Below are 26,576 nucleotides of genomic sequence, written 5' to 3' on the forward strand. Positions count from 1 at the left end.
CGTCAAGGCTTGGTATAACTGACTTTTATCGAGATTAACTCATTGTAAAATTGTCTATTTTTATCGGTTTATGGCCGATTATCGTGAAGCCAGATAACAGTCTATCTAAGTCAAATTGAGTCAGGGTGTAGACCTGTTTTTTCTCTTGAGTGGGCCATTTGAATTTGGCTTTTTCGAGCCGTTTGTACCACAGGGCGAAGCCCGTTTTATCCCAGTACAACACTTTGACTTTGTCGCGTTGTTTATTGGTAAACAGGAAAAGTGCGCCTGTACCTAGCGGCAAATCGGTTTCGGACTCGATAATCGCCGCTAGGCCATTGATGGATTTTCTAAAGTCCACGAACTCTCGATACAGGTAAACATTCGGGGCGCTCAACATTCGTTTCATGACAGTGCTCCGATTAACTCTGCCAGATACGAGGCAGGTGTACCCTGTGGAATGCTGAGTTCAGCGTCATTAATAAATAATGTCATGTTGGCGACGGGTGTTTGAGTTACTTGGTAGCGAGTCGTTTTTTCAACGACTTCAGCTTTGATAAAGCCACCAGTTTGAGATTGCCCAAAGCACTGCAATTGTTGACGCTTTGCATAAAAGGTCGAAAGACTCAGACTATGGCGCTCGCAGAAAACACGCTGGGATAGTTGACTGGATTGGTATTGCTCGAACAAGGTTTGCCATTCTTGGTTGGTGCGTCGTTTTGCCATTTCAGATCTCCTTGAGGTTGGAGATTTGATCTTATGGCGGACTGAGGATGATTAGAATGCGGTGTTTATGACGCGCTTACAGATTGACTACCCAACGGCCTAATTTAAAACACATTATTGTTTTCAAGCGACAAAGTAAAACGGACAACTGAGAAACTAAAACCTAACCCACGAAACGTACTTGGCAACGAAGAAATAACAGGAAAACTGACGAGCTTCTAAGACTTCAATTTACAAAGAATTCTTTCGAAGAAGCCAACGACCAAGTGCGCAAAACCCATTTAGGCGCGAAAGAGCTTCAAAACCAAAGAAGCCGCACCAAAGAAATAAACAAACACACCACTTCCCGTAAACAGACTTCGGTTAGTTCAAGCACTTCACGAACAGTGCCACTGGCGAGATACATGGAAAAGTGCTGACTTTCAGGTGTAAAGCTAGAGCCTCAGACCAAGAAAAATAAACACGTAATTTTATGATTTTTCTTAACCTCAGCTAACGCCCAATTAAGGTGTGAAGCACGCGACCACACAACTCAATTGAGCACCGTAATCACCAAACTTGACTCAAACCCAAAATGCCAAGCGTGCTGAATCACTCTTAAATTGTTTGTTATAAATTTTTCACTTCGATATTGCAGCGAGAAAACCTACGACCAAAGCTAAAGTAGCAAGCCCTCCCAAATCATTTTCCTTTTTGACGATTTCGCTACTCTGCTTAACAATATCCCCATTACAAAGCTCACCTTCAATTGGAGGATTACTCTCTTTTTGTAGTCCAACAGTTGGAGTTTCAACTTCTGTAATTTCTAAATCCGATATTTTAGTAAATGCAGGTAAAAGCTTAGATTTTACATCTTCCGTAATTTTCTTGACATCTTCTAGATCTGGTTTTGTAAATTGCTTGTTATGTGCAATTTTATTACGCAATTCATAGAGTTTTTTCCATCTTGTTTCAAGATAGTTGGATTCACAGTCAACTAGGTCTGAAAAATGACGAACCCAATTTGATGTAGGAATATATGGTTCGATCTCCTCAGGTGAGATATCTCCAGCTTTCAATTTTTTAAGAATATCGGGAGTAATTTCTTTTAGAGGGTGTTCTTTGAAGAGCAAATCATTGATCGTGATAAAGTCCATATCATAAAGAGGATTAGAACCATTGACGCCATTTTTGTTCCCGGAGACAGCCACGTTATCTGGGATACTATCAACCCATTGAGGTCCCAACTTGATAAGTGCAAACTTTGAGTAAAGCTTACGCATCAGGTTCTCAATATAGTGAATATAGGGATAGGCTTTTTCAGCATAGAATGCCGAAACACCATCAAATACAGGAGTTATAGTTCCTTGCTGATTAGAAACCGTTATGCGAATTTCTCTTAAAAGTTGTGCAAGATGCTCTACATCTTTTTCATTTTTGTTGGAAGTAATAACTAGATCGAAAAGTTCAGTATCATGATTTTCGAAACGATCTCCCTCACTAGTTAAACCAAAACCAAACTCACTACCTTTGAACTTAATTGAGTCATTTGTTGCCGTAACATCATCCAACAAATTTATTAGTTTGATAAAAGTATCAACTCCGGAAAACTGAAACTTTTTCTTGTCAAACAAGATAAGATAATTTACTTCCGTATTCATATGTCCTCTTAAAAATTTATAACGCCCGGCTAAGGGGTTGACAACGCACCGCCGAACTCAAAAAACCACTGTAAACACTGAACTTCAATTTTGCACTGAAGCCGCCACGCGTTGACAATCCCTCTTGAGCCGTTTGTTATGCCTATTTTTTATCCCAGCCCACAACAAATCCATTTTCGACAATAATTCTTAAGTTGTAGCGGTTTTTACCTGCTTTATCATATTTCCACGTTTCTTTAACTTTGGTCTTTAACACCTTCTGATCTATATCTAACGGCTTTCCAAGAGAATCTATTAGTTGCTCTTCTGTTTGGCCTTCCCAAATGGTTTTTTTCATCAACCTATCAACTAATTCAGCATTTCCATATTTAGCCATTAGTCTCTGCCGTTTTTTCTTATCGAGGTAACCACTTATGACAATAATCACAGCAACAAACACTAAGAACCAAACTAGCAATTCCATAAATTCCTCTCTCAAGATTAGTTAGTATTACTTAGCTGACAGTGAAACTATCAACCATTACACAATATCGCACTGTATAATCATATTGCACACCATGAAACCATGCACATAAAAAGGGACTAGAACCCGACTAATAGGCATAACGCCCGGCTAAGGGGTTGACAACGCACCGCCGAACTTAAAAAACACACCGTAAACACTGAACTGCAATTTTGCACTAAAACCGCCACGCGTTGGCAATCCCTCTTGAGCCGTTTGTTATGCAAATTCAATGAGATAAACTGAATTTACACGACCAAAAGCCACAATTGCAATGGTTGAGTGATTCAAGAACCAACCCAAGCCAGAGCCATGATAAATAAGCCGCCAAAACAAAGTCCACCGTTCAACAACAAACCAAGCTTTTGAATCAGGAAAACTCAACGAGCTAAAACTTCAGCAAGTGCAAAATGCTCGATAAACTTGCCCTTTCCACACTTTGCGCCCGCTAAATTCACAACAAACCAGTACCAAAACTGATTGAGGCAAACAAAGAACCTTGCCTGTTTTACGGTTTGAGTTAACCACGAATTTTAGGGTAACAATGCTCATTTGCCGAGAATACAAAACAAATGGCCGGAGAAATCCCAAAAGATTGAACCCCTAAATTTACCTGAGTTGCATAACGCCCGGCTAAGGGGTTGACAACGCACCACCGAACTCAAAAAACACACTGTAAACACTGAACTTCAATTTTGCACTAAAGCCGCCACGCGTTGGCAATCCCTCTTGAGCCGTTTGTTATGCAAATTCAATAAGATAAACCGACTTTACACGACCAAAAGCCACAATTGCAATGGTTGAGTGATTCAAGAATCAACCCAAGCAAGAACTGTGATAAATAAGCCGCCAAAACAAAGTCCACCTTTCAGCAACAAACCAAGCTTTTGAATGAGACAAACCCTACAAGCAAGACTTTCAGCAAATGCGAAATGCTCGATAAACTTGCCCTTTCCACACTTTTCGCCCACAAGATTCACAACACGCCAACGCTAAAACTGATTGAGGCAAACAAAGAACCTTGCCTGTTTTACGGCTTGAGTTCACCATGAATTTGAAGGTAAAAATGCTCATTTGCCGACAACACAAAACGAATGGCCGGAGAAGTCCCAAAAGATTGAGCCCTAAATTTACCTGAGTTGCATAACGCCCGGCTAAGGGGTTGACGACGCACCGCCGAACTCAAAAAACACACCGTAACCCCTGAACTTCAATTTTGCACTAAAGTCGCCAAGCGTTGGCAATCCCTCTTGAGCCGCTTGTTAAACGTAATTACATCAGTATATTAGAACCAATCCTTACGTCCCGTCACATATGTTTTTTCAAAATCTTCATCTGATTTAGTGAGATAAATAATAAACTCAACAAAAGCAATAACACCTATGACTATTGAAGGCAATCCAAGCAATACAAAACCAAATAAGAATGCCAGCAGCATTATTAAACCTTGTTTGGTATACCCTAAATAAAATTTATGAGCGCCTAGCGCTCCAAAGAAAAAAGCAAGCAGAGCAGCAGCAATTTTCTTTGAGGAACCTACGCTTGTAGATATCAGATAAATAGCTTTCGCTTCATCATTTTCAACAGAAAAGTCTACAGCCATTCCTGATTTAGGAAGCTGCCCTGCCTTCCATTCATTAATATTGAGTGGATAGCGAATGCCGTCTTCGCCCGAGATTAATCCAGTTCGATCCAACTCATTAAAATCGATGATGGTACCTTTCATTTACTTATGCCTCAGATAGTTAAGAATGAAGTATTCTTACCAAAGAGGATGTATATGTCTATAAGTTCATACTGGTAATTAAATAAAAAATTATAACCACCGAACTATAACGACGTTTAACGCCCGCTTAAGGGGCAGCCAACGCAACTACCAAGCTTCCGCATAACACCGTAACCACAAAAACCAACGCATTATAAAAATGCCACGCGTTGGCTGTCCCTCTTGAAGCGTTTGTTATATTTTGTTATCACAAAATCTAATAAGGAATCTTTCAGTAATATCAAAAGCACACAAAACATACTCATGAGATATTAATATCGTGTCATTATACATAGAAAGCCCTTTAGTACCGTTTATAGTACTTTTCTTGATTTTGGACTTATCGGAGAGGTAGCCTTCCTCATGAGCTAAACAGTTTCTTAATTGATTCAAAAATTTAAGAAAATCCCAATCACGCTTAATACTTTCATCAGAAAAATCAAAACTTGAAAATTTTGATAGGTACATTTTGCATCTTTGAATCCCCTTTCCAGATAATTCATTAACAGAAATAGGTATATTTAAAATCTCCTCATAAATTGAGCAAATACGCATCATTGAATGCTCAAGAAATGAATAAATCATTAAGAGAGTTGATGCTCGATGAATTCTATAAAACAATAGGTCAAGCTCTTGAAGTCTATTAGCATACTCATATTCATAAAATTCATCCGTCTCATCATCTTTGGTACGCTCATATTCTTGCTTATCAAGATGCTCCATCAATTTATATTCTTCAAGATGAACATTGTGCACTTTTAAGTACACTTCACGCATAATAAGCATTCGATTTATTATCGTTTGAGATCTCATTGAATGCCCTATTACGTCATAGGGCATTTCTATTTTTTTATACGAAAACAAAACCACCTCCTGATCAATAAAAATATAACGCCCGGCTAAGGGGTTGACAACGCACCGCCGAACTCAAAAAACACACTGTAAACACTGAACTTCAATTTTGCACTAAAACCGCCAAGCGTTGGCAATCCCTCTTGAGCCGTTTGTTAGGCCAACCGATTGACACCGACACTTTCAAAACCAAAGAACGAGCTTTTTTTACCAACTTAAAACCAACTAAACGATTCATTTATAAACCAAAATGCTGAATCAGCAAAGAAACAAAAAAACTCAAATTGAGCGATTTGGAAGAAAAGTGACGAGCGTAGCATACTCGGCGGACGTTTGGATGCTGAAGGTTATTTTGCCGCTAAATTCACAACGAAAAGCAACCCAACGCGATCAAGAAACAACAAATATGTGATGACGATTTATTGCTTAACTTAAGCCACAAAGCATGGAATTTACCGTTCAATTTCAACTCGATTTAGCTAATAAAAACTCACTTTGCCTAACGCCCGGCTAAGGGGTTGACAACGCACCACCGAACTCAAAAAACACACTGTAAACACTGAACTTCAATTTTGCACTAAAGCCGCCACGCGTTGGCAATCCCTCTTGAGCCGTTTGTTATGCAAATTCAATAAGATAAACCGACTTTACACGACCAAAAGCCACAATTGCAATGGTTGAGTGATTCAAGAATCAACCCAAGCAAGAACTGTGATAAATAAGCCGCCAAAACAAAGTCCACCTTTCAGCAACAAACCAAGCTTTTGAATGAGACAAACCCTACAAGCAAGACTTTCAGCAAATGCGAAATACTCGATAAACTTGCCCTTTCCACACTTTGCGCCCGCTCAATTCACAACGCGCCTACGCTAAAATCGATTGAGGCAAAAAAAGGAATCTTGCCTGTTTTACGGTTTGAGTTAACCACGAATTTGGGAGGTAAAATGCTCATTTGCCGACAACACAAAACGAATGGCCGGAGAAATCCAAAAGATTGAACCCCTAAATTTACCTGAGTTGCATAACGCCCGGCTAAGGGGTTGACAACGCATAGCCGAACTCAAAAAACACACCGTAAACATTGAAGTTCAATTTTGAACTAAAGTCGCCACGCGTTGGCAATCCCTCTTGAGCCGTTTGTTAGCTGCTGCACTTTAGCCGGAGATTGACTACCCAATGGCCTAATTTAAAACACATTATTGCTTTCAAACGACAAAGTAAAACGGACAATTTAGAAACTAAAACCTAATCCACGAAACGCACTTGGCAAAGAAGAAATAACAGGAAAACTTGACGAGCTTCTAGGACTTAAATTTACAAAGAATTCTTTCGAAGAAGCCAACAACCAAGTGCGCAAAACCCATTCAGGCGCGAAAGAGCTTCAAAACCAAAGAAGCCACACCAAAGAAATAAACAAACACACCACTTCCCGTAAACAGACTTCGGTTAGTTCAAGCACTTCACGAACAGTGCCACTGGCGAGATACATGGAAAAGTGCTGACTTTCAGGTGTAAAGCTAGAGCCTCTGACTAAGAAAAATAAGCGCTTAATTTTATGGTTTTTCTTAACCTCAGCTAACGCCGCATTAAGGTGTGAGCAGCGCTTGGCTATACTTGAGCGAAGCGAAACTGCCAAGCGTTGCGAATCACTCTTAAATGCTTTGTTAGCAATATTCACCACCCAACCAATCAAGGTTCATCTCTTGCTTTATGTTTTTTTGAGTCAACTTATATGCTCTAGAACCTATAGGATAATCTTTGAAGCTTTTTCGTAACTCGCTCCATTCAGTTGATAATGAAGCAAAGTTAGAAAAATCATCTAAGTGGTAAGATGCCTCTATTTTTTCATAAAGATTCTTCACTTGATCTGCTAGCTCTCTATAGCCACCTGATTTCTCGAAATCTTTTTGTTCAATGAGTGCAAGTGTAGAACCAGTCAAAGCAACTACAGCTATGAGTTTCAGAATTAGTGAGGGAATCTCTTCGTCAAAACCTATTGCCACTATGCTAAAAATTATTGGTAACGACAAATACAATTTGTACTTTCTATCCAACAAATCAGCTTGTTTATGCAAACCCTTAAACGTATATGCAGAATCTTCGCCTAAACGTCTTAGTAATTGTTTTTCATTGTCATTCATAATATTTACGCTGGAAATTCATTGCCAAATATTGAACTTCGGCACAGTTCAGCAAAAGCAAAGTCAGATAACTGCTCTAATTGAAACTGAGACATGTTGTTAACCGTCCACCCTAAAGCCCGAAACATTTGTTGAACACCATCGCGATAGCTAGACATGGTTCTGATGTTTTGTATTGCCAGATCTTCAATCTGATAAGATTTAACATCTTTTATATTATTAATTTGTTTCGCGTGCTTAATCATTTTTATTAATGGAGTAAGTTTGCCATTTAACCGTGAATTTGCTTGGGACAGCCGAGTTTCTGCTCGTTTCGGATCATCTGTTAGCATCCATTCATTTGTTCCTTGCTTCGGAATATAATATCCCTGCTCAGGATAGTAACCAGCAAGAATTGCAGGCGTTAACTCAATTTTACAGTGATTAAAATCTAACGTCACACAGGGTTTATCTTGACGGATTATACTATTAGGGTAGCACCCATTTAGATCTCGCTTTAATTGCGCCAAAATGGCATTAGGTGTTGTCTCATAAGTTGACTTGTTAATAACAACAAAGGCATCTACGTCACTTGGTGGACGGATCATTGTATTACGCTTATACGAACCGGTTAGAAATGACTCTTTGACATAAAAAAGTGGCTGTAAGTTTCTTTGCCGTAAATGTGTATGACTAGATATTATTTTTTCCTTTTGAGTTTGAGTTAACTCTATATTTTCACGAAACATTTCGAACTTTGACTGCAATCCAGTTCGAGGTTGCGAATACATTGTATACATCTAAATTCTCCTTATATTGCTAACGCCCGGCTAAGGGGTTGACAACGCACCGCCGAACTTAAAAAACACACTGTAAACGCTGAACTGCAATTTTGCACTAAAGTCGCCAAGCGTTGGCAATCCCTCTTGAGCCGTTTGTTAGCTGCTGCACTTTAGCTGGAGATTTACTACCCAACGGCCTAATTTAAAACACATTATTGCTTTCAAGCGACAAAGTAAAACGGACAACTGAGAAACTAAAACCTAATCCACGAAACGCACTTGGCAAAGAAGAAATAACAGCAAAACTTGACGAGTTTCTAGAGCTTAATTTACAAAGAATTATGTCGAAGAAGCCAACGACCAAGTGCGCGAAATCTATTTAAGCGCGAAAGAGCTTCAAAACCAAAGAAGCCACACCAAAGAAATAAACAAACACACCACTTCCCGTAAACAGACTTCGGTTAGTTCAACCACTTCACGGACAGTGCCACTGGCGAGATACGTGGAAAAGTGCTGACTTTCAGGTGTAAAGCTAGAGCCTCAGACTAAGAAAAATAAACACGTGATTTTATGATTTCTCTTAACCTCAGCTAACGCCCGCTTAAGGGGCAGCCAACGCTACTACCAAGCTTCCGCATAACATGCGTAATCACACAAACCAACGCATAGTAAAAATGCCACGCGTTGGCTGTCCCTCTTGAAGCGTTTGTTAGCCAAAATGTGCTTCGCGATGACAATTAGGGCACATAGCAACTGCATTTTCTACAGTGTCTTCACCTCCGTTGGCTAGCGGCAACTTATGATGAACTTCAAGATATCCAGTTCCATCTGTGCGACGAGGGAAAGGAGCTGCTTTATTACAACCTTCACATTTACCGTCTGCGCGTAGAATAACTTCTGCTACTACATCAGGATTACGTTTGAATCGTTTGACCATTTCATAAATAACCTTCGGTTTCTTAGTTGCTTGAGCCAATCGTTTTCGACGATTTTCTGGACTGTCTTTAATAGCTATATCCACTGCAGTATCGAAATCATTGTCCTTTTGATTACGGCTATCAAACAAACCAAAACCATTCAATACAAATTGCTCTCGTGCATATTTAGAATGAAAGTCTGTCGTATCTGAAATATTATTAGCAAGAGCCCAAATGATCTTCGCCGGATATATTACATTTTCTTGGTCAAGTACATACCAATGACCAGGTCGTCCATAATTTTGGGGCCTTTCTCCCTCATCATACCGAACAAATGCTTGCTTTATTTTTTCCTTCATCTTCCATCCTTCAAATGTTGGCTAACGCCCAATTAAGGTGTGAGCCACGCGACCACGACACTAAAATTGAACGCCGTAAACACTGAACTTAACCCAAACCAAAAATGCCAAGCGTGGGGAATCACTCTTAAATTGATTGTTATATTCGTACTTTTACTTATAGATGTCTTTGTATTTATCTATAGTTGTGAACTCATCATCAGGTACATCATATTCATACTTAAACTTGATGTACTTATAGTGATAACCAAATACTGAGTCTTTGCTTAGGTCAACTGGATACACTAACTTAGGATTTAGGAACGTTGAGTACTCTCCAGCTTCTTGGTCAATGATACCCACCTCGATGAAGCATTGAACTACAAGCTGAGAACAGAAAAACTGTTCTTTATCGTTAGTATTACTTTCTTCTAAGTACTGCATAAACTTATGCAGCTTAGGGCTTTGCTCTTTGTTACGTTCAGTGTATGCCTTTACAGCACCAATAGCGCTATACTCACGCGATTCTTCAACAAGTTTATTTGCATACAAATTAAGTTGAGCCTGTCGCCCTTTGTCCCAGAAGTCATTGCGTCTGAAAACTGCAACATGATCATACTCATCAAAGAAATCTATCCCTTTGCTGATTCTAACCTTAGGTTTTACAGCATCTAAAATTTTTCCTTGACCTAATGCTATAGCTGCATGGGTATATTCACTCGCAGTAAATCCCTTAATCGCTGCTCGTACTAGACTAAACTTCGTTTTTTTATGACAAATGAGAACATCACCAGCTCGTAACTCCCAAGCATCCATCGCATTAAAAAACGAATTTTTTATTACCGTCCAAACCACTTTCTTACCTATAACTGTCAAATTTTCGCAAAAGAATATAACGCCCGGCTAAGGGGTTGACAACGCACCGCCGAACTCAAAAAACACACTGTAAACATTGAACTTCAATTTTGTACTAAAGCCGCCACGCGTTGACAATCCCTCTTGAGCCGTTTGTTATGCAAATTCAACAAGATAAACTGACTTTACTCGATCAAAAGCCACCATTGCAATGGTTGAGTGATTCAAGAACAAACCGAAGACAGAGCCATGATAAATAAGCCGCCAAAACAAAGTCCACCTTTCAACAACAAACCAAGCTTTTGAATGAAACAAACTCACCGAGCAAGACTTTCAACAAGTACAAAATGTTCGATAAACTTGCACTTTCCACACTTTGCGCACGCTGAATTGACAACAAACCAGCGCCAAAAACTCATTGAGGCAAACAAAGAACCTTATCTGTTTTACGGTTTGAGTTAATCACGAATTTGAGGGTAAAAGTGTTCATTTGCCGACAATACAAAACAAATGGCCGGAGAAATCCCAAACGATTGAGCCCCTAAATTTACCTGAGTTGCATAACGCCCTGTTAAGGGGTGAGCAACGCAATACAAAAGCCGCCGCATACCACCTTAATCACTAAACTCAACGCATAGTGAAAATGCCACGCGTTGCGAATCCCTCTTGAACAGTTTGTTATATTTTTAGTGCTCGATACCTTTTAGTAACCGAATTTCAGCGATAACATTGTCTTTTGAACTACGATAAGCACTTGCTAGCTCTGCAGGTATAGATTGATTAATTTCCGAACTCATCACGCTCCGCCCAACCATAATTACTTCAAGTACCTTTTGATCTAATGTATCAGGGAATTTGATCTTATTTTCATGATAAAAACGCTTTAGTTGATCTAAGTTGTCTTGAAGCTCATTCCAAAGTCGTCGGTCAAGAAAACTCTTATTAATAGTTCCTTCAACATGCAAGATGTGTGTATAGAGATCATCTAAAACTTCATGCTCTATATGTGTCGGTGCCGGTAACTGATCAGAATGTCCATCCTTAGTAGGGTACATGGAAAGAATCAAGCCACCAACACCACTAATAAACACAATTGCTGGTTCATAACCACCTTCTTTCCACCACCAAACTGCACTCAATACGGTTGTAGCTGATGTCAAAATTACCGCTAATTGTTTCTTCATAGTCCCTCAAAAAATATAACGCCCGGCTAAGGGGTTGACAACGCACCGCCGAACTTAAAAAACACACTGTAAACACTGAATTTCAATTTTGCACTAAAGTCGCCAAGCGTTGGCAATCCCTCTTGAGCCGTTTGTTATGCAAATTCAATAAGATAAATTGACTTTACTCGATCAAAAGCCACAATTGCAATGGTTGAGTGATTCAAGAATCAACCCAAACCAGAGCCATGATAAATAAGCCGCCAAAACAAAGTCCACCGTTCAACAACAAACCAAGCTTTTGAATGAGACAAACTCAACAAGCAAGACTTTCAGCAAGTGCAAAATGCTCGATAAACTTGCCCTTTCCACACTTTGCGCCCACAAGATTCACAACACGCCAACGCTAAAACTGATTGAGGCAAACAAAGAACTTTGCCTGTTTTACGGTTTGAGTGAACCACGAATCTGAGGGTAAAAGTGCTCATTTGCCGGCAACACAAAACGAATGGCCGGAGAAATCTAAAAAGATTGAACCCCTAAATTTACCTGAGTTGCATAACGCCCGGCTAAGGGGTTGACAACGCACCGCCGAACTTAAAAAACACACTGTAAACGCTGAACTTCAATTTTGCACTAAAGCCGCCACGCGTTGGCAATCCCTCTTGAGCCGTTTGTTAGTTGCCATTTATCACTCTTGCGAACGTACTAACATTGTGCTGCTTAAGACGCACTCAAAATTCTACTAGCAGTTTTATCGCTTAGCATTTTAATGGTTCCACCAAAGATTAAGTCTGGTAATGCCCAAGTTGCAATAAATGGTATTACCGAAACAAGGTATTTAACCAAACTCGCCGCTTCACCAGATATAGTAATATCAGCAAAAACAATGGTGTCTGAGAGCGACATAGCACTCAATTGATAACAAACTAAAGCCAGCGTTAAAGACACAACTAATCTAAGAATTTTCTCAAAAAATGACGATAAACGAGAAAAGTTAACCGCACTTACTTCCTTGCGGGCAGCTTGAACGCTATCTTCAATGTCTCGAGATGATCCCGCTTTAGCTTTTTCAATTTCATTAAGGTAACCACTCTTTGATTCAGTTGTTTGGCGTTCCAAAAACTCTACTTTTTCTTGTAGCTTTCCAAGCTTATCATTAAGTTCAGAATTTTGCTTTTCCTTAATAACTTGATCTTTTGATTTAGCAATAATAGCTTCACGAGCTTTATTTCTTTCCAACTCAACCTTTCTAACCCTTTCTTCCAAATTAGACTTCTCGGAATTATAAAGCTTCTCTTTTAATATTTCTTCTTCATCAAGCTTTATTTTAGATTGAACAAGTAGTTCTTCGAAATTATCTTCATCTATCTGGTTATAGTTTGAGCCCACCTCATCAATTAGATAGTTAAAGACACGATCATTACAAACTATGCGCTCATAGTCTTTAACTTTTTCTTCCGGTAAGTTTTTTAAGAATTCTTTAACCTTATAGAAAACCTCCTTGTGCATCTCAAAAGCACGAGCACAAGAGCTAACAAGCGTGAGCGAAGTTATATCTTGGCCAACTCCGCCACTAATAACCCACAAGAGCACCGCTAATTTTTTTTCACTAAGTAACGGAGTCATATCTGGCTTAGTAAACGTTCTTAGTGTATACAAAACTTTATTAGCAGATTTAATCAAGCTCTCATTCTGTGAAATTAGAAAAGATTTAGATTCAGCGATCTTCTTAATCGAAGAGTACCCATGGTTAGCTACAACATATGTAATAGACTCAACATCATTATACAATGCAACCTCATTACTATACCAAGATAATTCTGTTGATAACTTCTCTTTTAGAGCTGCTCCATGACGATTACTCGCATATGAGGATATGTTTATATATTTATTATTAACGCTGAAATTATATTTTTGAGATAAAATATCTTTAACATTATTTTGAGCCGTTCTAACATCAATGATCTTACTTGGGTTCTTGAAAATATAATGATCTAAAGAGCTAACTCTGGGTTGTTTTCTATCTCTATTTGAAAGTGCTATTCTAATAGATGTTTGAGCCTCTTCAATATAGCTTTCGGTTGTAGTAAGAATACCACCTTCATCGAGAATTTTGTTGATCAACAACCTTGAGCATTGGACGGAGTAGTCATCGTTAAAGCCCAATACATTGAGTAGAATCGGGGCGTCTATATAGAAACTTTTTCCATTAATCGAACCATTTGCTATGGATGGTTCTTTAATACTTAGAACGACTTCTGACAAAATACAGCCTGAATAGGCTTTATTTAGCACTTCTTTTAGTTCGCCTCCTTTCTCTTCAATCGCATTTACAAACCAGACAAAAGTATAATCTAGAATGTCGCTACATTTATATTGTTTAACTTTACTAGGATCATATTTTTCAACAAAAGTATCTATCTGAACTAATCTTGAGATAAACTCACTTGAATAGTCTACGACAGGGTTAGTGACCTTGGCTCGCTTCATATTCTTTTTAGCATGCTTCTCATACTCATTGAATATCTTTTGTATATCAGACTGAAGCTTTGCATTGTCTATTTTTGGAATTGAGTCGATATAATATTTTTTGCCCTTGTTCCTCTCGTTTATGATAGTTAAGACTCCAGCCTCCACCAGTTTTGGCGCAAGATCTTCGGCTACATATGGATGCATTTCTAGCCCATATGTAGCATTTATCTCTTTACAAAACTTTTCTGGGACAAATTCTTTCCCTTCCAAGTCGGATAAAAGCGGAGTAAAAAGAGGCAAAAGTCCTCTAACTAAATCGCCAGTTTCAGCGAATTGCTCATGAACTAGAGCGAAGTGAAACATATGTTTGCTTAACATTTTACCTCTATTTACCTCTATCATTATCATTGCTAACCAACATATGGGATTATATATCCTAAGTTGCATAGTTCCTATAAGTGAAACAAATGAAGTTGAATAGCATATTCACGCATAGCAACTAACGCCCGGTTAAGGGGCAGCCAACGCCATTACCAAGCTTCCGCATAACACCGTAACCACAAAAACCAACGCATAATAAAAATGCCGCGCGTTGGCTGTCCCTCTTGAACCGTTTGTTATGTTTAAGCTTCAATGACTTACGTTTTACCAAAACCAAGATTAACTCAGCTTTGATTTACAAACAAAAGCCAAGACCTAAAAAACGGAAACGACTCATAGATTTGAAAAACAGACTTTGTATTTCGGCAATTCAAGCCCCAAAACCTGTGTTCAAAATACTGATTGCGCCAACCGCCCTAACCTCGCGCTTACTCGAAAATTGAATGAGGCAATTCTCTGAATTTCCAGCGCCAAAGAATAAGTGTCCAGAAAACAGCGCCAAACGAAGCCAACTTGCCGACAAACACAAAACCAATCAGCCGAAGGAACAAAGAAAAGATACAACCAACTGATTTTGCGTGATTAAACATAACGCCCGGTTAAGGGGCTGACAACGCAAAACACTGAACTTAAATTAACAGCCGTAATCACAAATGCTGATTTGAAGTGAAACCGCCACGCGTTGGCAGTCCCTCTTAAACCGTTTGTTATGTGTTTTTTATCGCATCAATGACTTTTGACATTATTACCTGCTGCACCTCTGGATGAAATTCTTCGTACATTGTGTTGGATCGAACGTTGTTCTTTTCTTGAGGCTTAGGAATTTTGAACTTCTCAGTGTTAATCCAAGTAATTTTTCGTCCAGCACTTACCAAATTATTCGTATCTTTTATGTCAGTTAAGAGCCTATGATCAGCAATAAAACCAATAGCTTTAACATGAATGTCTTTGCTACTTGGAGGGCACGATTTGATGTACACAATATCGCCAACCTTTAAAGATGCAATGTATTGGAATAGTTCTGGCGCATTAGATTCACTCCAACCAGGACCTGCAATCGAGTTATCAATAAACTGCTGACTCATATCTTCATCGTAAAACGCACCGATGCCAAAAATTGCCATTTTTTTCTCCTTAGTTCATGAAACACATAACGCCCGCTTAAGGGGCTGACAACGCTACTACCAAGCCTCCGCATAACACTGAAACCACCGAAATCAACGCATAATAAAAATGCCACGCGTTGGAAGTCCCTCTTGAAGCGTTTGTTATGCGCAAATTCCCGTAACCTCATAATTTCGTTCAACATTAATGGTAACCTTACCCCACGTAGACGATTTAACTCTTAATTGATGATTTTCAAAAGCAGCTTGATCTCTAAACTCTTCATATACATCGAATCGACATGGATTTTCTTCATTTGGAGTGACTTCAAAAATCAAACAGCCATCCTCTGATCTCGTCAAACAAATATGATTGTCTAACTCATTGAGCACAGTTGCTAACTCCGACTGTGGAACAATGATGAAGCCTTTTAGAATTACTTTGCTCAATTTTTATCCCTGTTAATTTTACAAATATGAATGCTTTTCTATGCTTAGGCGCATAACGCCCGGTTAAGGGGCTGACAACGCAAAACACTGAACTCAAAAAAACAACCGTAATCACAAAGGCCGATTTGAACAAAAACCGCCACGCGTTGGCAGTCCCTCTTTAACCGTTTGTTAGGCCAACCGATTGACAACAATACTTTCAAAACCCAAGAACAAGGCTTTTTGTAAATTTGAAGCAAACTAACCCATTAATTTATAAACAAAAACTTCAAATTAACAAAGAAACAAAAAACTCAAATTGAGCGATTTGGAAGAAAAGTGACGAGCGTAGCATGCTCGGCGGACGTTTGGATGCTGAAGGTTATTTTGCCGCTAAATTCACAACGAAAAGCAACACAACGCGATCAAGAAACAGCAAATATGTGATGATTATTTATTGCTTAAGTTAAGCCACAAAACATGGAACTTACCGTTCAATTCAAACTCGATTTAGCTGATAAAAACTCACTTTGCCTAACGCCCGGTTAAGGGGCTGACAACGCAAAATACTGAACTCAAAATAACAACCGTAATCACAAATGCCGATTTGAACTAAAACCGCCACGCGTTGGCAGTCCCTCTTTAACCGTTTGTTATGCAAATTCAATAAGATAAACTGACTTTACTCGATCAAAAGCCACAATTGCAATGGTTGAGTAATTCAAGAACCAACCGAAGCCAGAGCCGTGATAAATAAGCCGCCAAAACAAAGTCCACCTTTCAGCAACAAACCAAGCTTTTGAATGAGATAAACTCAACAAGCAACATTTTCAGCAAGTACAAAATGCTCGATAAACTTGCCCTTTCCACACTTTTCGCCCACAAAATTCGCAACGCGCCAACGCTAAAACTGATTGAGGCAAACAAAGAAACTTGCTTGTTTTACGGTTTGAGTTAACCACGAATTTGAGGGTAAACATGCTCATTTGCCGACAACACAAAACGAATGGCCGGAGAAATCTAAAAAGATTGAACCCCTAAATTTACCTGAGTTGCATAACGCCCGGCTAAGGGGTTGACAACGCACCGCCGGACTCAAAAAACCACTGTAAACACTGAACTGCAATTTTGCACTAAAGTCGCCACGCGTTGGCAATCCCTCTTGAGCCGTTTGTTATGCAAATTCAATGAGATAAACTGACTTCACTCGATCAAAAGCCACGATTGCAATGGTTGAGTGATTCAAGAACCAACCGAAGCCAGAGCCGTGATAAATAAGCCGCCAAAACAAAGTCCACCGTTCAACAACAAACCAAGCTTTTGAATGAGACAAACCCTACAAGCAAGACTTTCAGCAAGTACAAAATGCTCGATAAACTTGCCCTTTCCACACTTTGCGCACGCTGAATTGACAACAAACCAGCACCAAAACTCATTGCGGCAAACAAAGAATCTTACCTGTTTTACGGCTTGAGTGAACCACGAATTTGAGGGTAAAAGTGCTCATTTGCCGACAACACAAAACGAATAGCCGGAGAAATCCCAAAAGATTGAAACCCTAAATTTCCCTGAGTTGCATAACGCCCGGCTAAGGGGTTGACAACGCACCACCGGACTCAAAAAACACACTTAAACACTGAACTGCAATTTTGCACTAAAATCGCCAAGCGTTGGCAATCCCTCTTGAGCCGTTTGTTATGCAAATTCAATGAGATAAACCGAATTTACACGACCAAAAGCCACAATTGCAATGGTTGAGTGGTTCAAGAATCAGCCCAAGCAAGAACTGTGATAAATGAGCCGCCAAAACAAAGTCCACCTTTCAACAACAAACCAAGCTTTTGAATGAAACAAACCCTACAAGCAAGACTTTCAGCAAGTGAAAAATGCTCGATTAACTTGCCCTTTCCACACTTTGCGCACGCTGAATTGACAACAAAACAGCACCAAAACTCATTGAGGCAAACAAAGAACCTTGCCTGTTTTACGGTTTGAGTTAACCACGAATTTTAGGGTAAAAATGCTCATTTGCCGACAACGCAAAACGAATGGCCGGAGAAATTTAAAAAGATTGAACCCCTAAATTTCCCTGAGTTGCATAACGCCCGCTTAAGGGGCTGACAACGCTACTACTAAGTTTCCGCATAACACTGAAACCACCGAAATCAACGCACAGTAAAAATGCCGCGCGTTGGCTGTCCCTCTTGAAGCGTTTGTTAGCCGTTTATTCACGTAGCTATTGTCTATTTAACAAAAATTTACGAAGATCTCTTTCTGCTCGCATAACAAATAAAATATAAACCTTGCCGTCATTTTGTTTATAAAAAACACGACACGGATTAATAACAACTTCCCTGTAACTTAAATGTTCGAGTTCTGGTGGGATACGGCCTGAATCAGGAAAGGTTTCCAAACGTTCAACTTTAGAGAAAATCGTTTGGACTAATTGTTTTGCAGACACAACATTTTCAAGTGCTATATATTCAGCGATATCGTTAAGATCTGATAACGCTGGGTCAGTCCAAATTATTTCAGCCATTTTGACATTTTGCCCTTGGCTTCATGATGAGAAATTACTCTACCGTCGGTAATCGCTCGCTCACCACGAGCAATACCTTCAAGAATCGCTAATCGATTTTGCATAAACTCATAATCATCAACATCAATAAGATAAGCCGATGGTTTACCATGTTCAGTGATTAATACAGGCTCTTTGGTATCATGAAGATCAGCAAGAATCTTAGTTGCTTGTCGCTTAAGTGATGTTACCAATTCAACTTTCATTAGACTTACTCCAAAAACAGACCACTAAAGTGATACTATTCTATCACTTTGAGGATGGCAAGTTTAATGACGGCTAACGCCCGCTTAAGGGGCAGCCAACGCTACTACCAACTTTCCGCATAGCACCGTAACCACAAAAACCAACGCATAGTAAAAATGCCACGCGTTGGCTGTCCCTCTTGAAGCGTTTGTTAGCCGTTTAGTTTGAAGTGTGGTGATGAGCTACATTTTCAAGCCTTTCAGCTAGCCAAATCTTGATAATCGACTGTCGTGTAACACCTACTCGGTTAGCTTCACGATCTAGTGAATCTAACATCCATGAGGGGAAATCAACATTTACCCGTTTCTGCTTTTGCATTGGACGCTTAACTTTAGATAAATCTAGATCACCTAAAATGTCATCGTCACTTTCAAACTTGGCATCAAACTCATGCGCTTTCATATAAGTTCACCTCCGCTTTACGTGAACGTCTGACTGAAATGATCCTAATATTTAGTCCACGGTATGTAATGACGCCAGACCAATGCTTACCATTTAACATGCCGATGACCAAATACCTAGGTTCATCACTTGTGTTTGCAGGGATCTCGATAAGATCAGAGTCATTCCACAAACCTTGAGCTGTATAGAAATCAATTCCATGTTTCTCAAAATTTGACCTGCTTTTATTTTCATCAAATTCGAATTTCGTCATGAGTAAAAATTACACCCTTTTTACTCATTTTGCAACTTACACTTTGGCTAATGATTATGAAAACGGCTAACGCCCGGCTAAGGGGTTGACAACGCACCGCCAGACTCAAAAAACACACTGTAAACATTGAACTGCAATTTTGCACGAAAGTCGCCACGCGTTGGCAATCCCTCTTGAGCCGTTTGTTATGCAAATTCAATGAGATAAATTGACTTTACACGACCAAAAGCCACGATTGCAATGGTTGAGTGATTCAAGAATCAACCCAAGCAAGAGCCGTGATAAATAAGCCGCCAAAACAAAGTTCACCTTTCAGCAACAAACCAAGCTTTTGAATCAGGAAAACTCAACGAGCAAGACTTTCAGCAAATGCGAAATACTCGATAAACTTGCCCTTTCCACACTTTGCGCCCACTTAATTTACAACGCGCCAACGCTAAAACTGATTGAGGCAAACAAAGAACCTTGCCTGTTTTACGGCTTGAGTAAACCACGAAATTTAGGGTAAAAATGCTCATTTGCCGACAATACAAAACGAATGGCCAGAGAAATCCCAAAAGATTGAACCCCTAAATTTACCTGAGTTGCATAACGCCCGGTTAAGGGGCAACCAACGCCACTACCAAGCTTCAGCACAACACCGTAATCACAAAAACTAACGCATAGTAAAAATGCTACGCGTTGGTTGTCCCTCTTGAACCGTTTGTTATGCCACTGTTAACAACGAACCCATTTCCGTTTATTTTCTGCTGAACGTTGAATTTTTTTGGATTTGGCCAACTCATTAATTGCCTTAGTAAAATCAGACTTAGATAAGCCTAATTGCTGTTGCAATGTCGGATCCAAAGCCTTCGGAGATTTAAGAGCAGAAAACACTTTATCTTGTGGCGTGTTTTCTTGCTGCACGCTAGGCATTTGAACTACGGTATCGTCTTTAGTACGTATAGTTTGGACATTTGCACCAAGTTGTCCACACTGAAACTCGAAAGCAGAAATCAAACTCTCATCATTACTGTAAAGTTCAAAAATAACTGTATTAAACTGCTTTTTATCTAATGATAACAGCACTTTAGATAGGTAAGCGATAATATAAAAGTCCGCTTGATTTGTGCCAGAAGGATAGTCAGAAAGGTACAAAAATAGTGATTTTTCACAAATACGTTGCACTGACTCGACTTTAGAAAAGACAAACACTTTATCAATTACTGTCGCTTTAACCTTTTCCAATTCTTTGAGGCCAATATTTTCAGCATCTACAAATATCATTTTCATCTTATCACTAGCTTCCTTGTCACTGATTTAACCCATAAATTACAGATAGTTAAAGATATTCAATGAAGTGGCATAACGCCCGGCTAAGGGGTTGACAACGCACCGCCGAACTAAAAAAAACACTGTAAAAACTGAACTTCAATTTTGCACTAAAACCGCCAAGCGTTGGCAATCCCTCTTGAGCCGTTTGTTATGCAAATTCAATGAGATAAACAGAATTTACACGACCAAAAGCCACAATTGCAATGGTTGAGTGATTCAAGAACCAACCCAAGCAAGAACTGTGATAAATAAGCCGCCAAAACAAAGTCCACCTTTCAACAACAAACCAAGCTTTTGAATCAGGAAAACTCAACAAGCAAGACTTTCAGCAAGTGCAAAATGCTCGATAAACTTGCCCTTTCCACACTTTGCGCCCACTGAATTTACAACGCGCCAGCGCTAAAACTGATTGAGGCAAACAAAGAACCTTGCCTGTTTTACGGCTTGAGTTAGCCACGAATTTGAGGGTAAAAAAGCTCATTTGCCGACAACACAAAACGAATAGCCGGAGAAATCACAAAAGATTGAACCCCTAAATTTACCTGAGTTGCATAACGCCCGGCTAAGGGGTTGACAACGCACCGCCGAACTCAAAAAACACACTGTAAACACTGAACTTCAATTTTGCACTAAAACCGCCAAGCGTTGGCAATCCCTCTTGAGCCGTTTGTTATGCAAATTCAATAAGATAAACTAACTTTACTCGATCAAAAGCCACGATTGCAATGGTTGAGTAATTCAAGAATCAACCCAAGTAGGAGCCGTGATAAATAAGCCGCCAAAACAAAGCCCACCTTTCAACAACAAACCAAGCTTTTGGAACAAACAAGTTCAACGGGCGAAAAATTCAGCAAGTGCAAAATGCTCGATAAACTTGCCCTTTCCACACTTTGCGCCCACTAATTTGACAGCACGCCAACGCTAAAACTGATTGAGGCAAACAAAGAAACTTACCTGTTTTACGGCTTGAGTGAACTACGAATTTTAGGGTAAAAATGCTCATTTGCCGACAACACAAAACGAATGGCCAGAGAAATCCCAAAAGATTGAACCCCTGAATTTATCTGAGTTGCATAACGCCCGGCTAAGGGGTTGACAACGCACCACCGAACTTAAAAAACACACCGTAAACACTGAACTGCAATTTTGCACTAAAGCCGCCACGCGTTGGCAATCCCTCTTGAGCCGTTTGTTATGCAAATTCAATGAGATAAAACCACTTTACACGACCAAAAACCACAATTGCAATGGTTGAGTGATTCAAGAACCAACCCAAACCAGAGCCATGATAAATAAGCCGCCAAAACAAAGTCCACCCTTCAGCAACAAACCAAGCTTTTGGAACAGACAAGTTCAACGGGCGAAAAATTCAGCAAGTGCAAAACGCTCGATAAACTTGCACTTTCCACACTTTGCGCCCACTGAATTTACAACGCGCCAGCGCTAAAACTGATTGAGGCAAACAAAGAACCTTGCCTGTTTTACGGCTTGAGTAAACCACGAATTTTAGGGTAAAAAAGCTCATTTGCCGACAACACCAAACGAATGGCTGGAGAAATCTAAAAAGATTGAACCCCTAAATTTCCCTGAGTTGCATAACGCCCGGCTAAGGGGTTGACAACGCATAGCCGAACTTAAAAAACACACTGTAAACACTGAACTTTAATTTTGCACTAAAGTCGCCACGCGTTGGCAATCCCTCTTGAGCCGTTTGTTAGCTGCTGCACTTTAGCCGGAGATTTACTACCCAACAACCTAATTTAAAACACATTATTGCTTTCAAGCGACAAAATAAAATGGACAACTGAAAAACTAAAACCTAACCCACGAAACGCACTTGGTAAAGAAGAAATAGCAGAGAAACTGACGAGCTTCTAGGACTTAAATTTACAAAGAATTCTTTCGAAGAAGCCAACAACCAAGTGCGCGAAATCCATTTAAGCGCGAAAGAGCTTCAAAACCAAAGAAGCCACACCAAAGAAATAAACAAACACAACACTTCCCGTAAACAGACTTCGGTTAGTTCAACCGCTTCACGAACAGTGCCACTGGCGAGATACGCGGAAAAGTGCGGACTTTCAGGTGTAAAGCTAGAACCTCAGACTAAGAAAAATAAACACGTAATTTCATGATTTTTCTTAACCTCAGCTAACGCTCTGTTAAGGGGTGAGCAAGGCAATACAAAAGCCGCCGCATACCACCTTAATCACTAAATTCAACGCATAGTAAAAATGCCACGCGTTGCGAATCCCTCTTGAACAGTTTGTTAGTTTTATATGCTGAAAGGTAGCTTCTGCCAGTTTTCCATGATTCTTTTACTATCAAACATCTGAAGATGAGTATTCAAGTTATTGATTCTCTGAATCTTTGGCACATAAAATGATTTAGGGTCAGCATTAACAAGTTCAATCTGAAAGAGTTGATTGAACAAACTAGCTATCATCGTATTTCCGTTAACTAACGGAAATGGGCTATATCTACAACAGTACATTATTAGGTTAGCAGTTATAGCCGATATACAATGATGGAGAGTTGCTTTATCAAAATGTTGACTCTTGTCGTGCTTGGTTAAGTTGTATGCTTCATACCAAGGAATACTTTGACTTGGAGCTTGAGCACTCCAGTTTTCAAATGGGCGAACTGGCGCAACTGCATTATACGCTTTTAACGTCACTTGGTACTCATTCAAAAACAAAACGTCCATCAATGAAACATAATCTGAAGTACTAAAGTAGCGCCCCCTTGGTTGCACATTCGCTAACTCCAAGTAGTTTTTCCAACTATTTTCTACCTCTGTACATGCTAGTAATAAAAGCTCTCGGGTTTTATGGCTATATGTCTGTAACCCGTGCACAGAGGGTTCAATATATAAGAATACTTCTTCTAATTTTTCTATTAAGATCCGAAGCGAAAGTTCGGCAGAACGCTGCTCATGCTCGTCAATAGACAGCGCTGCTTTCACATCATTGTAGAGGTATAAACCTGGACGCCACACTGAGTCTATAACCGTGCCTACATCATTCAATGTATCTTCTAGTTCAACTGCTCCGAACTGGTTCTCAATCCATTGAGTCAAATTATCCGCAGACTGATTGATTTGTTCTGTTACTGTCAAACCATGAGAAAGTGTGTACAGATTTTTATCCTGTCCGTATACATGAACAAAAATATCGTCAATCTGGTAGCCATACCCATTTGGTTCAAGTTCATGAAGCGGATCTATAAAGTTTGGGATGGTTGTTATTCTATTCTTGTAAATTTTCGCTTTCATTTAATCTCGTAACTCCAAATAAAACTAACGCCCGGCTAAGGGGTTGACAACGCACCGCCAGACTCAAAAAACACACTGTAAACACTGAACTTCAATTTTGCACTAAAGTCGCCAAGCGTTGGCAATCCCTCTTGAGCCGTTTGTTATGCAAATTCAATGAGATAAACTGAATTTACACGACCAAAAGCCACAATTGCAATGGTTGAGTGATTCAAGAAACAACCCAAGCCAGAGCCGTGATAAATAAGCCGCCAAAACAAAGCCCACCTTTCAGCAACAAACCAAGCTTTTGAATGAGACAAACTCAACAAGCAAGACTTTCAGCAAGTACAAAATGCTCGATAAACTTGCCCTTTCCACACTTTGCGCACGCTGAATTGGCAAAAAACCAGCACCAAAACTCATTGAGGCAAACAAAGAACCTTGCCTGTTTTACGGTTTGAGTTAACCACGAATTTGAGGGTAAAAAAGCTCATTTGCCGACAACACAAAACGAATGGCCGGAGAAATCTAAAAAGATTGACCCCCTAAATTTACCTGAGTTGCATAACGCCCGGCTAAGGGGTTGACAACGCACCGCCGAACTCAAAAAACACACTGTAAACACTAGACTTCAATTTTGCACTAAAACCGCCACGCGTTGGCAATCCCTCTTGAGCCGTTTGTTATGCAAATTCAATGAGATAAACCGAATTTACACGACCAAAAGCCACAATTGCAATGGTTGAGTGATTCAAGAATCAACCCAAACAAGAACTGTGATAAATGAGCCGCCAAAACAAAGTCCACCTTTCAGCAACAAACCAAGCTTTTGAATGAGACAAACCCTACAAGCAAGACTTTCAACAATTACAAAATGCTCGATACACTTGCCCTTTCCACACTTTGCGCCCACTGAATTTACAACGCGCCAGCGCTAAAACTGATTGAGGCAAACAAAGAACCTTGCCTGTTTTACGGCTTGAGTTAACCACGAATTTGAGGGTAAAAATGCTCATTTGCCGACAACACAAAACCAATGGCCGGAGAAATCCAAAAGATTGAACCCCTAAATTTACCTGAGTTGCATAACGCCCGGCTAAGGGGTTGACAACGCACCGCCGAACTCAAAAAACCACTGTAAACACTAAGCTTCAATTTTGCACTAAAGCCGCCACGCGTTGGCAATCCCTCTTGAGCCGTTTGTTATGCAAATTCAATGAGATAAAACCACTTTACACGACCAAAAACCACCATTGCAATGGTTGAGTGATTCAAGAACCAACCCAAACCAGAGCCATGATAAATAAGCTGCCAAAACAAAGTTCACCTTTCAACAACAAACCAAGCTTTTGAATGAGACAAACTCAACAAGCAAGATTTTCAGCAAGTACAAAATGCTCGATAAACTTGCCCTTTCCACACTTTGCGCCCGCTAAATTCACAACAAACCAGCACCAAAACTCATTGAGGCAAACAAAGAAATTTGCCTGTTTTACGGTTTGAGTTCACCATGAATTTGAAGGTAAAAATGCTCATTTGCCGACAACACAAAACGAATGGCCGGAGAAATCCAAAAGATTGAACCCCTAAATTTCCCTGAGTTGCATAACGCCCGGCTAAGGGGTTGACAACGCACCGCCGAACTCAAAAAACACACTGTAAACACTGAACTTCAATTTTGCACTAAAACCGCCAAGCGTTGGCAATCCCTCTTGAGCCGTTTGTTATGCAAATTCAATGAGATAAACTGAATTTACACGACCAAAAGCCACAATCGCAATGGTTGAGTGATTCAAGAACCAACCCAAGTAGGAGCCGAGATAAATAAGCCGCCAAAACAAAGTCCACCTTTCAACAAAAAACCAAGCTTTTGTGTCAGACAAACTCAACGAGCGAAAACTTCAGCAAAAGCAAAATGCTCGATTAACTTGCCCTTTCCACATTTTGCGCCTGCCAAACTGACAATGCGCCAGCGCTAAAACCGATTGAGGCAAACAAAGAAACTTGCCTGTTTTACGGTTTGAGTTAACCACGAATTTTAGGGTAAACATGCTCATTTGCCGACAACACAAAACGAATGGCCCGAGAAATCCCAAAAGATTGAGCCCATAAATTTACCTGAGTTGCATAACGCCCGGCTAAGGGGTTGACAACGCACCACCGAACTTAAAAAAAACACTGTAAACACTGAACTTCAATTTTGCACTAAAACCGCCAAGCGTTGGCAATCCCTCTTGAGCCGTTTGTTAGGCCAACAGATTGACAACGATACTTTCAAAACCAAAGAACAAGACTTGTTTAAAAACTGAAAACCAACTAAGCGATTCATTTATAAACCAAAATCTCAAATCAGAAAAGAAACCAAAAAACTCAAATTGAGCGATTTGGAAGAAAAGTGACGAGCGTAGCATGCTCGGCGGACGTTTGGATGCCGAAGGTTATTTTGCCGATGAATTCACAGCGATAAACAACCCAACGCGATCAAGAAACAACAAATATGTGA

At 39.8% G+C, this 26,576-nt stretch carries 21 protein-coding genes; all 21 read right to left on the reverse strand.

Features of this window, described 5'->3' with window-relative positions:
* Positions 1-34: 34 nt before the first annotated feature.
* Positions 35-388, reverse strand: coding sequence for an IS66 family insertion sequence element accessory protein TnpB (tnpB, locus tag CCZ37_RS16915; protein WP_094499614.1), 354 nt, complete (start codon positions 386-388; stop codon positions 35-37).
* Positions 385-705: an IS66 family insertion sequence element accessory protein TnpA gene (gene tnpA, locus CCZ37_RS16920; RefSeq protein WP_094501461.1), complete on the reverse strand. Its 321-nt coding sequence runs from the start codon at positions 703-705 to the stop codon at positions 385-387. Before tnpA ends, tnpB begins: the two co-directional genes overlap by 4 nt.
* Positions 706-1,325: 620 nt before the next feature.
* Positions 1,326-2,345 (reverse strand): HEPN domain-containing protein, encoded by a 1,020-nt coding sequence (locus CCZ37_RS16930; protein WP_094501647.1) that lies wholly within the window; start codon positions 2,343-2,345, stop codon positions 1,326-1,328.
* 142 nt (positions 2,346-2,487) lie between these two features.
* Complete coding sequence (locus tag CCZ37_RS16940; protein WP_094501579.1) at positions 2,488-2,808, reverse strand: DUF2845 domain-containing protein; 321 nt, start codon at positions 2,806-2,808, stop codon at positions 2,488-2,490.
* Between the two features lie 1,324 nt (positions 2,809-4,132).
* Complete coding sequence (locus tag CCZ37_RS16945; RefSeq protein ID WP_017046221.1) at positions 4,133-4,573, reverse strand: TM2 domain-containing protein; 441 nt, start codon at positions 4,571-4,573, stop codon at positions 4,133-4,135.
* A 234-nt stretch (positions 4,574-4,807) separates the two neighbouring features.
* Positions 4,808-5,476, reverse strand: coding sequence for a hypothetical protein (locus CCZ37_RS16955; protein ID WP_094501649.1), 669 nt, complete (start codon positions 5,474-5,476; stop codon positions 4,808-4,810).
* Positions 5,477-6,845: 1,369 nt separating this feature from the next.
* A complete protein-coding gene (locus tag CCZ37_RS16970; RefSeq protein ID WP_157729229.1) occupies positions 6,846-7,142 on the reverse strand; it encodes a hypothetical protein in 297 nt (98 codons plus the stop codon).
* Positions 7,129-7,605: a hypothetical protein gene (locus CCZ37_RS16975; RefSeq protein ID WP_094501652.1), complete on the reverse strand. Its 477-nt coding sequence runs from the start codon at positions 7,603-7,605 to the stop codon at positions 7,129-7,131. Before CCZ37_RS16975 ends, CCZ37_RS16970 begins: the two co-directional genes overlap by 14 nt.
* A 5-nt stretch (positions 7,606-7,610) precedes the next feature.
* Complete coding sequence (locus CCZ37_RS16980; protein ID WP_094501654.1) at positions 7,611-8,384, reverse strand: SMODS domain-containing nucleotidyltransferase; 774 nt, start codon at positions 8,382-8,384, stop codon at positions 7,611-7,613.
* Between the two features lie 691 nt (positions 8,385-9,075).
* Entirely contained in the window at positions 9,076-9,642 is a 567-nt protein-coding gene (locus CCZ37_RS16995; protein WP_094501656.1) for an HNH endonuclease, read from the reverse strand.
* Positions 9,643-9,795: 153 nt separating this feature from the next.
* Positions 9,796-10,476: a C40 family peptidase gene (locus tag CCZ37_RS17000; protein ID WP_094501658.1), complete on the reverse strand. Its 681-nt coding sequence runs from the start codon at positions 10,474-10,476 to the stop codon at positions 9,796-9,798.
* Between the two features lie 686 nt (positions 10,477-11,162).
* Complete coding sequence (locus tag CCZ37_RS17010; protein ID WP_094501660.1) at positions 11,163-11,660, reverse strand: hypothetical protein; 498 nt, start codon at positions 11,658-11,660, stop codon at positions 11,163-11,165.
* A gap of 702 nt (positions 11,661-12,362) precedes the next feature.
* Entirely contained in the window at positions 12,363-14,492 is a 2,130-nt protein-coding gene (locus CCZ37_RS17015; RefSeq protein WP_157729230.1) for a hypothetical protein, read from the reverse strand.
* Between the two features lie 710 nt (positions 14,493-15,202).
* On the reverse strand, positions 15,203-15,619 hold the full coding sequence (locus tag CCZ37_RS17035) for a hypothetical protein (protein ID WP_071187975.1): 417 nt from the start codon (positions 15,617-15,619) through the stop codon (positions 15,203-15,205).
* Positions 15,620-15,763: 144 nt separating this feature from the next.
* On the reverse strand, positions 15,764-16,048 hold the full coding sequence (locus CCZ37_RS17045; RefSeq protein ID WP_094501666.1) for a putative quinol monooxygenase: 285 nt from the start codon (positions 16,046-16,048) through the stop codon (positions 15,764-15,766).
* A 2,215-nt stretch (positions 16,049-18,263) separates the two neighbouring features.
* Positions 18,264-18,566, reverse strand: a complete 303-nt coding sequence (locus CCZ37_RS17065; RefSeq protein ID WP_094501670.1) for a type II toxin-antitoxin system RelE/ParE family toxin — start codon at positions 18,564-18,566, stop codon at positions 18,264-18,266.
* Positions 18,554-18,811 carry a type II toxin-antitoxin system Phd/YefM family antitoxin gene (locus CCZ37_RS17070; RefSeq protein WP_094501672.1) on the reverse strand — a complete coding sequence of 86 codons (258 nt, stop codon included), beginning with the start codon at positions 18,809-18,811 and terminating at the stop codon, positions 18,554-18,556. Before CCZ37_RS17070 ends, CCZ37_RS17065 begins: the two co-directional genes overlap by 13 nt.
* 199 nt (positions 18,812-19,010) lie before the next feature.
* Positions 19,011-19,253: a type II toxin-antitoxin system BrnA family antitoxin gene (brnA, locus tag CCZ37_RS17080; protein ID WP_010320361.1), complete on the reverse strand. Its 243-nt coding sequence runs from the start codon at positions 19,251-19,253 to the stop codon at positions 19,011-19,013.
* Positions 19,240-19,506, reverse strand: a complete 267-nt coding sequence (locus tag CCZ37_RS17085; protein ID WP_010320360.1) for a BrnT family toxin — start codon at positions 19,504-19,506, stop codon at positions 19,240-19,242. The genes brnA and CCZ37_RS17085 overlap by 14 nt, the downstream gene beginning before the upstream one ends.
* A 717-nt stretch (positions 19,507-20,223) precedes the next feature.
* The gene (locus CCZ37_RS17090; protein WP_088733336.1) at positions 20,224-20,778 is read right to left on the reverse strand and encodes a hypothetical protein; all 555 of its coding nucleotides are present in this window, start codon (positions 20,776-20,778) and stop codon (positions 20,224-20,226) included.
* A 2,314-nt stretch (positions 20,779-23,092) separates the two neighbouring features.
* Entirely contained in the window at positions 23,093-24,091 is a 999-nt protein-coding gene (locus CCZ37_RS17110; RefSeq protein WP_094501674.1) for a hypothetical protein, read from the reverse strand.
* Between the last annotated feature and the right edge of the window lie 2,485 nt (positions 24,092-26,576).

Source organism: Vibrio qinghaiensis (genome assembly GCF_002257545.1).
GTDB classification, from domain to species: Bacteria; Pseudomonadota; Gammaproteobacteria; order Enterobacterales; family Vibrionaceae; genus Vibrio; species Vibrio ordalii.

Excerpts from the sequence above, each read along its gene's own strand:
- tnpB (WP_094499614.1), bottom strand. The coding sequence starts at position 388 with ATGAAACGAATGTTGAGCGCCCCGAATGTTTACCTGTATCGAGAGTTC.
- tnpA (WP_094501461.1), bottom strand. The coding sequence starts at position 705 with ATGGCAAAACGACGCACCAACCAAGAATGGCAAACCTTGTTCGAGCAA.
- CCZ37_RS16930 (WP_094501647.1), bottom strand. The coding sequence starts at position 2,345 with ATGAATACGGAAGTAAATTATCTTATCTTGTTTGACAAGAAAAAGTTT.
- CCZ37_RS16940 (WP_094501579.1), bottom strand. The coding sequence starts at position 2,808 with ATGGAATTGCTAGTTTGGTTCTTAGTGTTTGTTGCTGTGATTATTGTC.
- CCZ37_RS16945 (WP_017046221.1), bottom strand. The coding sequence starts at position 4,573 with ATGAAAGGTACCATCATCGATTTTAATGAGTTGGATCGAACTGGATTA.
- CCZ37_RS16975 (WP_094501652.1), bottom strand. The coding sequence starts at position 7,605 with ATGAATGACAATGAAAAACAATTACTAAGACGTTTAGGCGAAGATTCT.
- CCZ37_RS16980 (WP_094501654.1), bottom strand. The coding sequence starts at position 8,384 with ATGTATACAATGTATTCGCAACCTCGAACTGGATTGCAGTCAAAGTTC.
- CCZ37_RS16995 (WP_094501656.1), bottom strand. The coding sequence starts at position 9,642 with ATGAAGGAAAAAATAAAGCAAGCATTTGTTCGGTATGATGAGGGAGAA.
- CCZ37_RS17010 (WP_094501660.1), bottom strand. The coding sequence starts at position 11,660 with ATGAAGAAACAATTAGCGGTAATTTTGACATCAGCTACAACCGTATTG.
- CCZ37_RS17015 (WP_157729230.1), bottom strand. The coding sequence starts at position 14,492 with ATGTTAAGCAAACATATGTTTCACTTCGCTCTAGTTCATGAGCAATTC.
- CCZ37_RS17035 (WP_071187975.1), bottom strand. The coding sequence starts at position 15,619 with ATGGCAATTTTTGGCATCGGTGCGTTTTACGATGAAGATATGAGTCAG.
- CCZ37_RS17065 (WP_094501670.1), bottom strand. The coding sequence starts at position 18,566 with ATGGCTGAAATAATTTGGACTGACCCAGCGTTATCAGATCTTAACGAT.
- CCZ37_RS17070 (WP_094501672.1), bottom strand. The coding sequence starts at position 18,811 with ATGAAAGTTGAATTGGTAACATCACTTAAGCGACAAGCAACTAAGATT.
- brnA (WP_010320361.1), bottom strand. The coding sequence starts at position 19,253 with ATGAAAGCGCATGAGTTTGATGCCAAGTTTGAAAGTGACGATGACATT.
- CCZ37_RS17085 (WP_010320360.1), bottom strand. The coding sequence starts at position 19,506 with ATGACGAAATTCGAATTTGATGAAAATAAAAGCAGGTCAAATTTTGAG.
- CCZ37_RS17090 (WP_088733336.1), bottom strand. The coding sequence starts at position 20,778 with ATGAAAATGATATTTGTAGATGCTGAAAATATTGGCCTCAAAGAATTG.
- CCZ37_RS17110 (WP_094501674.1), bottom strand. The coding sequence starts at position 24,091 with ATGAAAGCGAAAATTTACAAGAATAGAATAACAACCATCCCAAACTTT.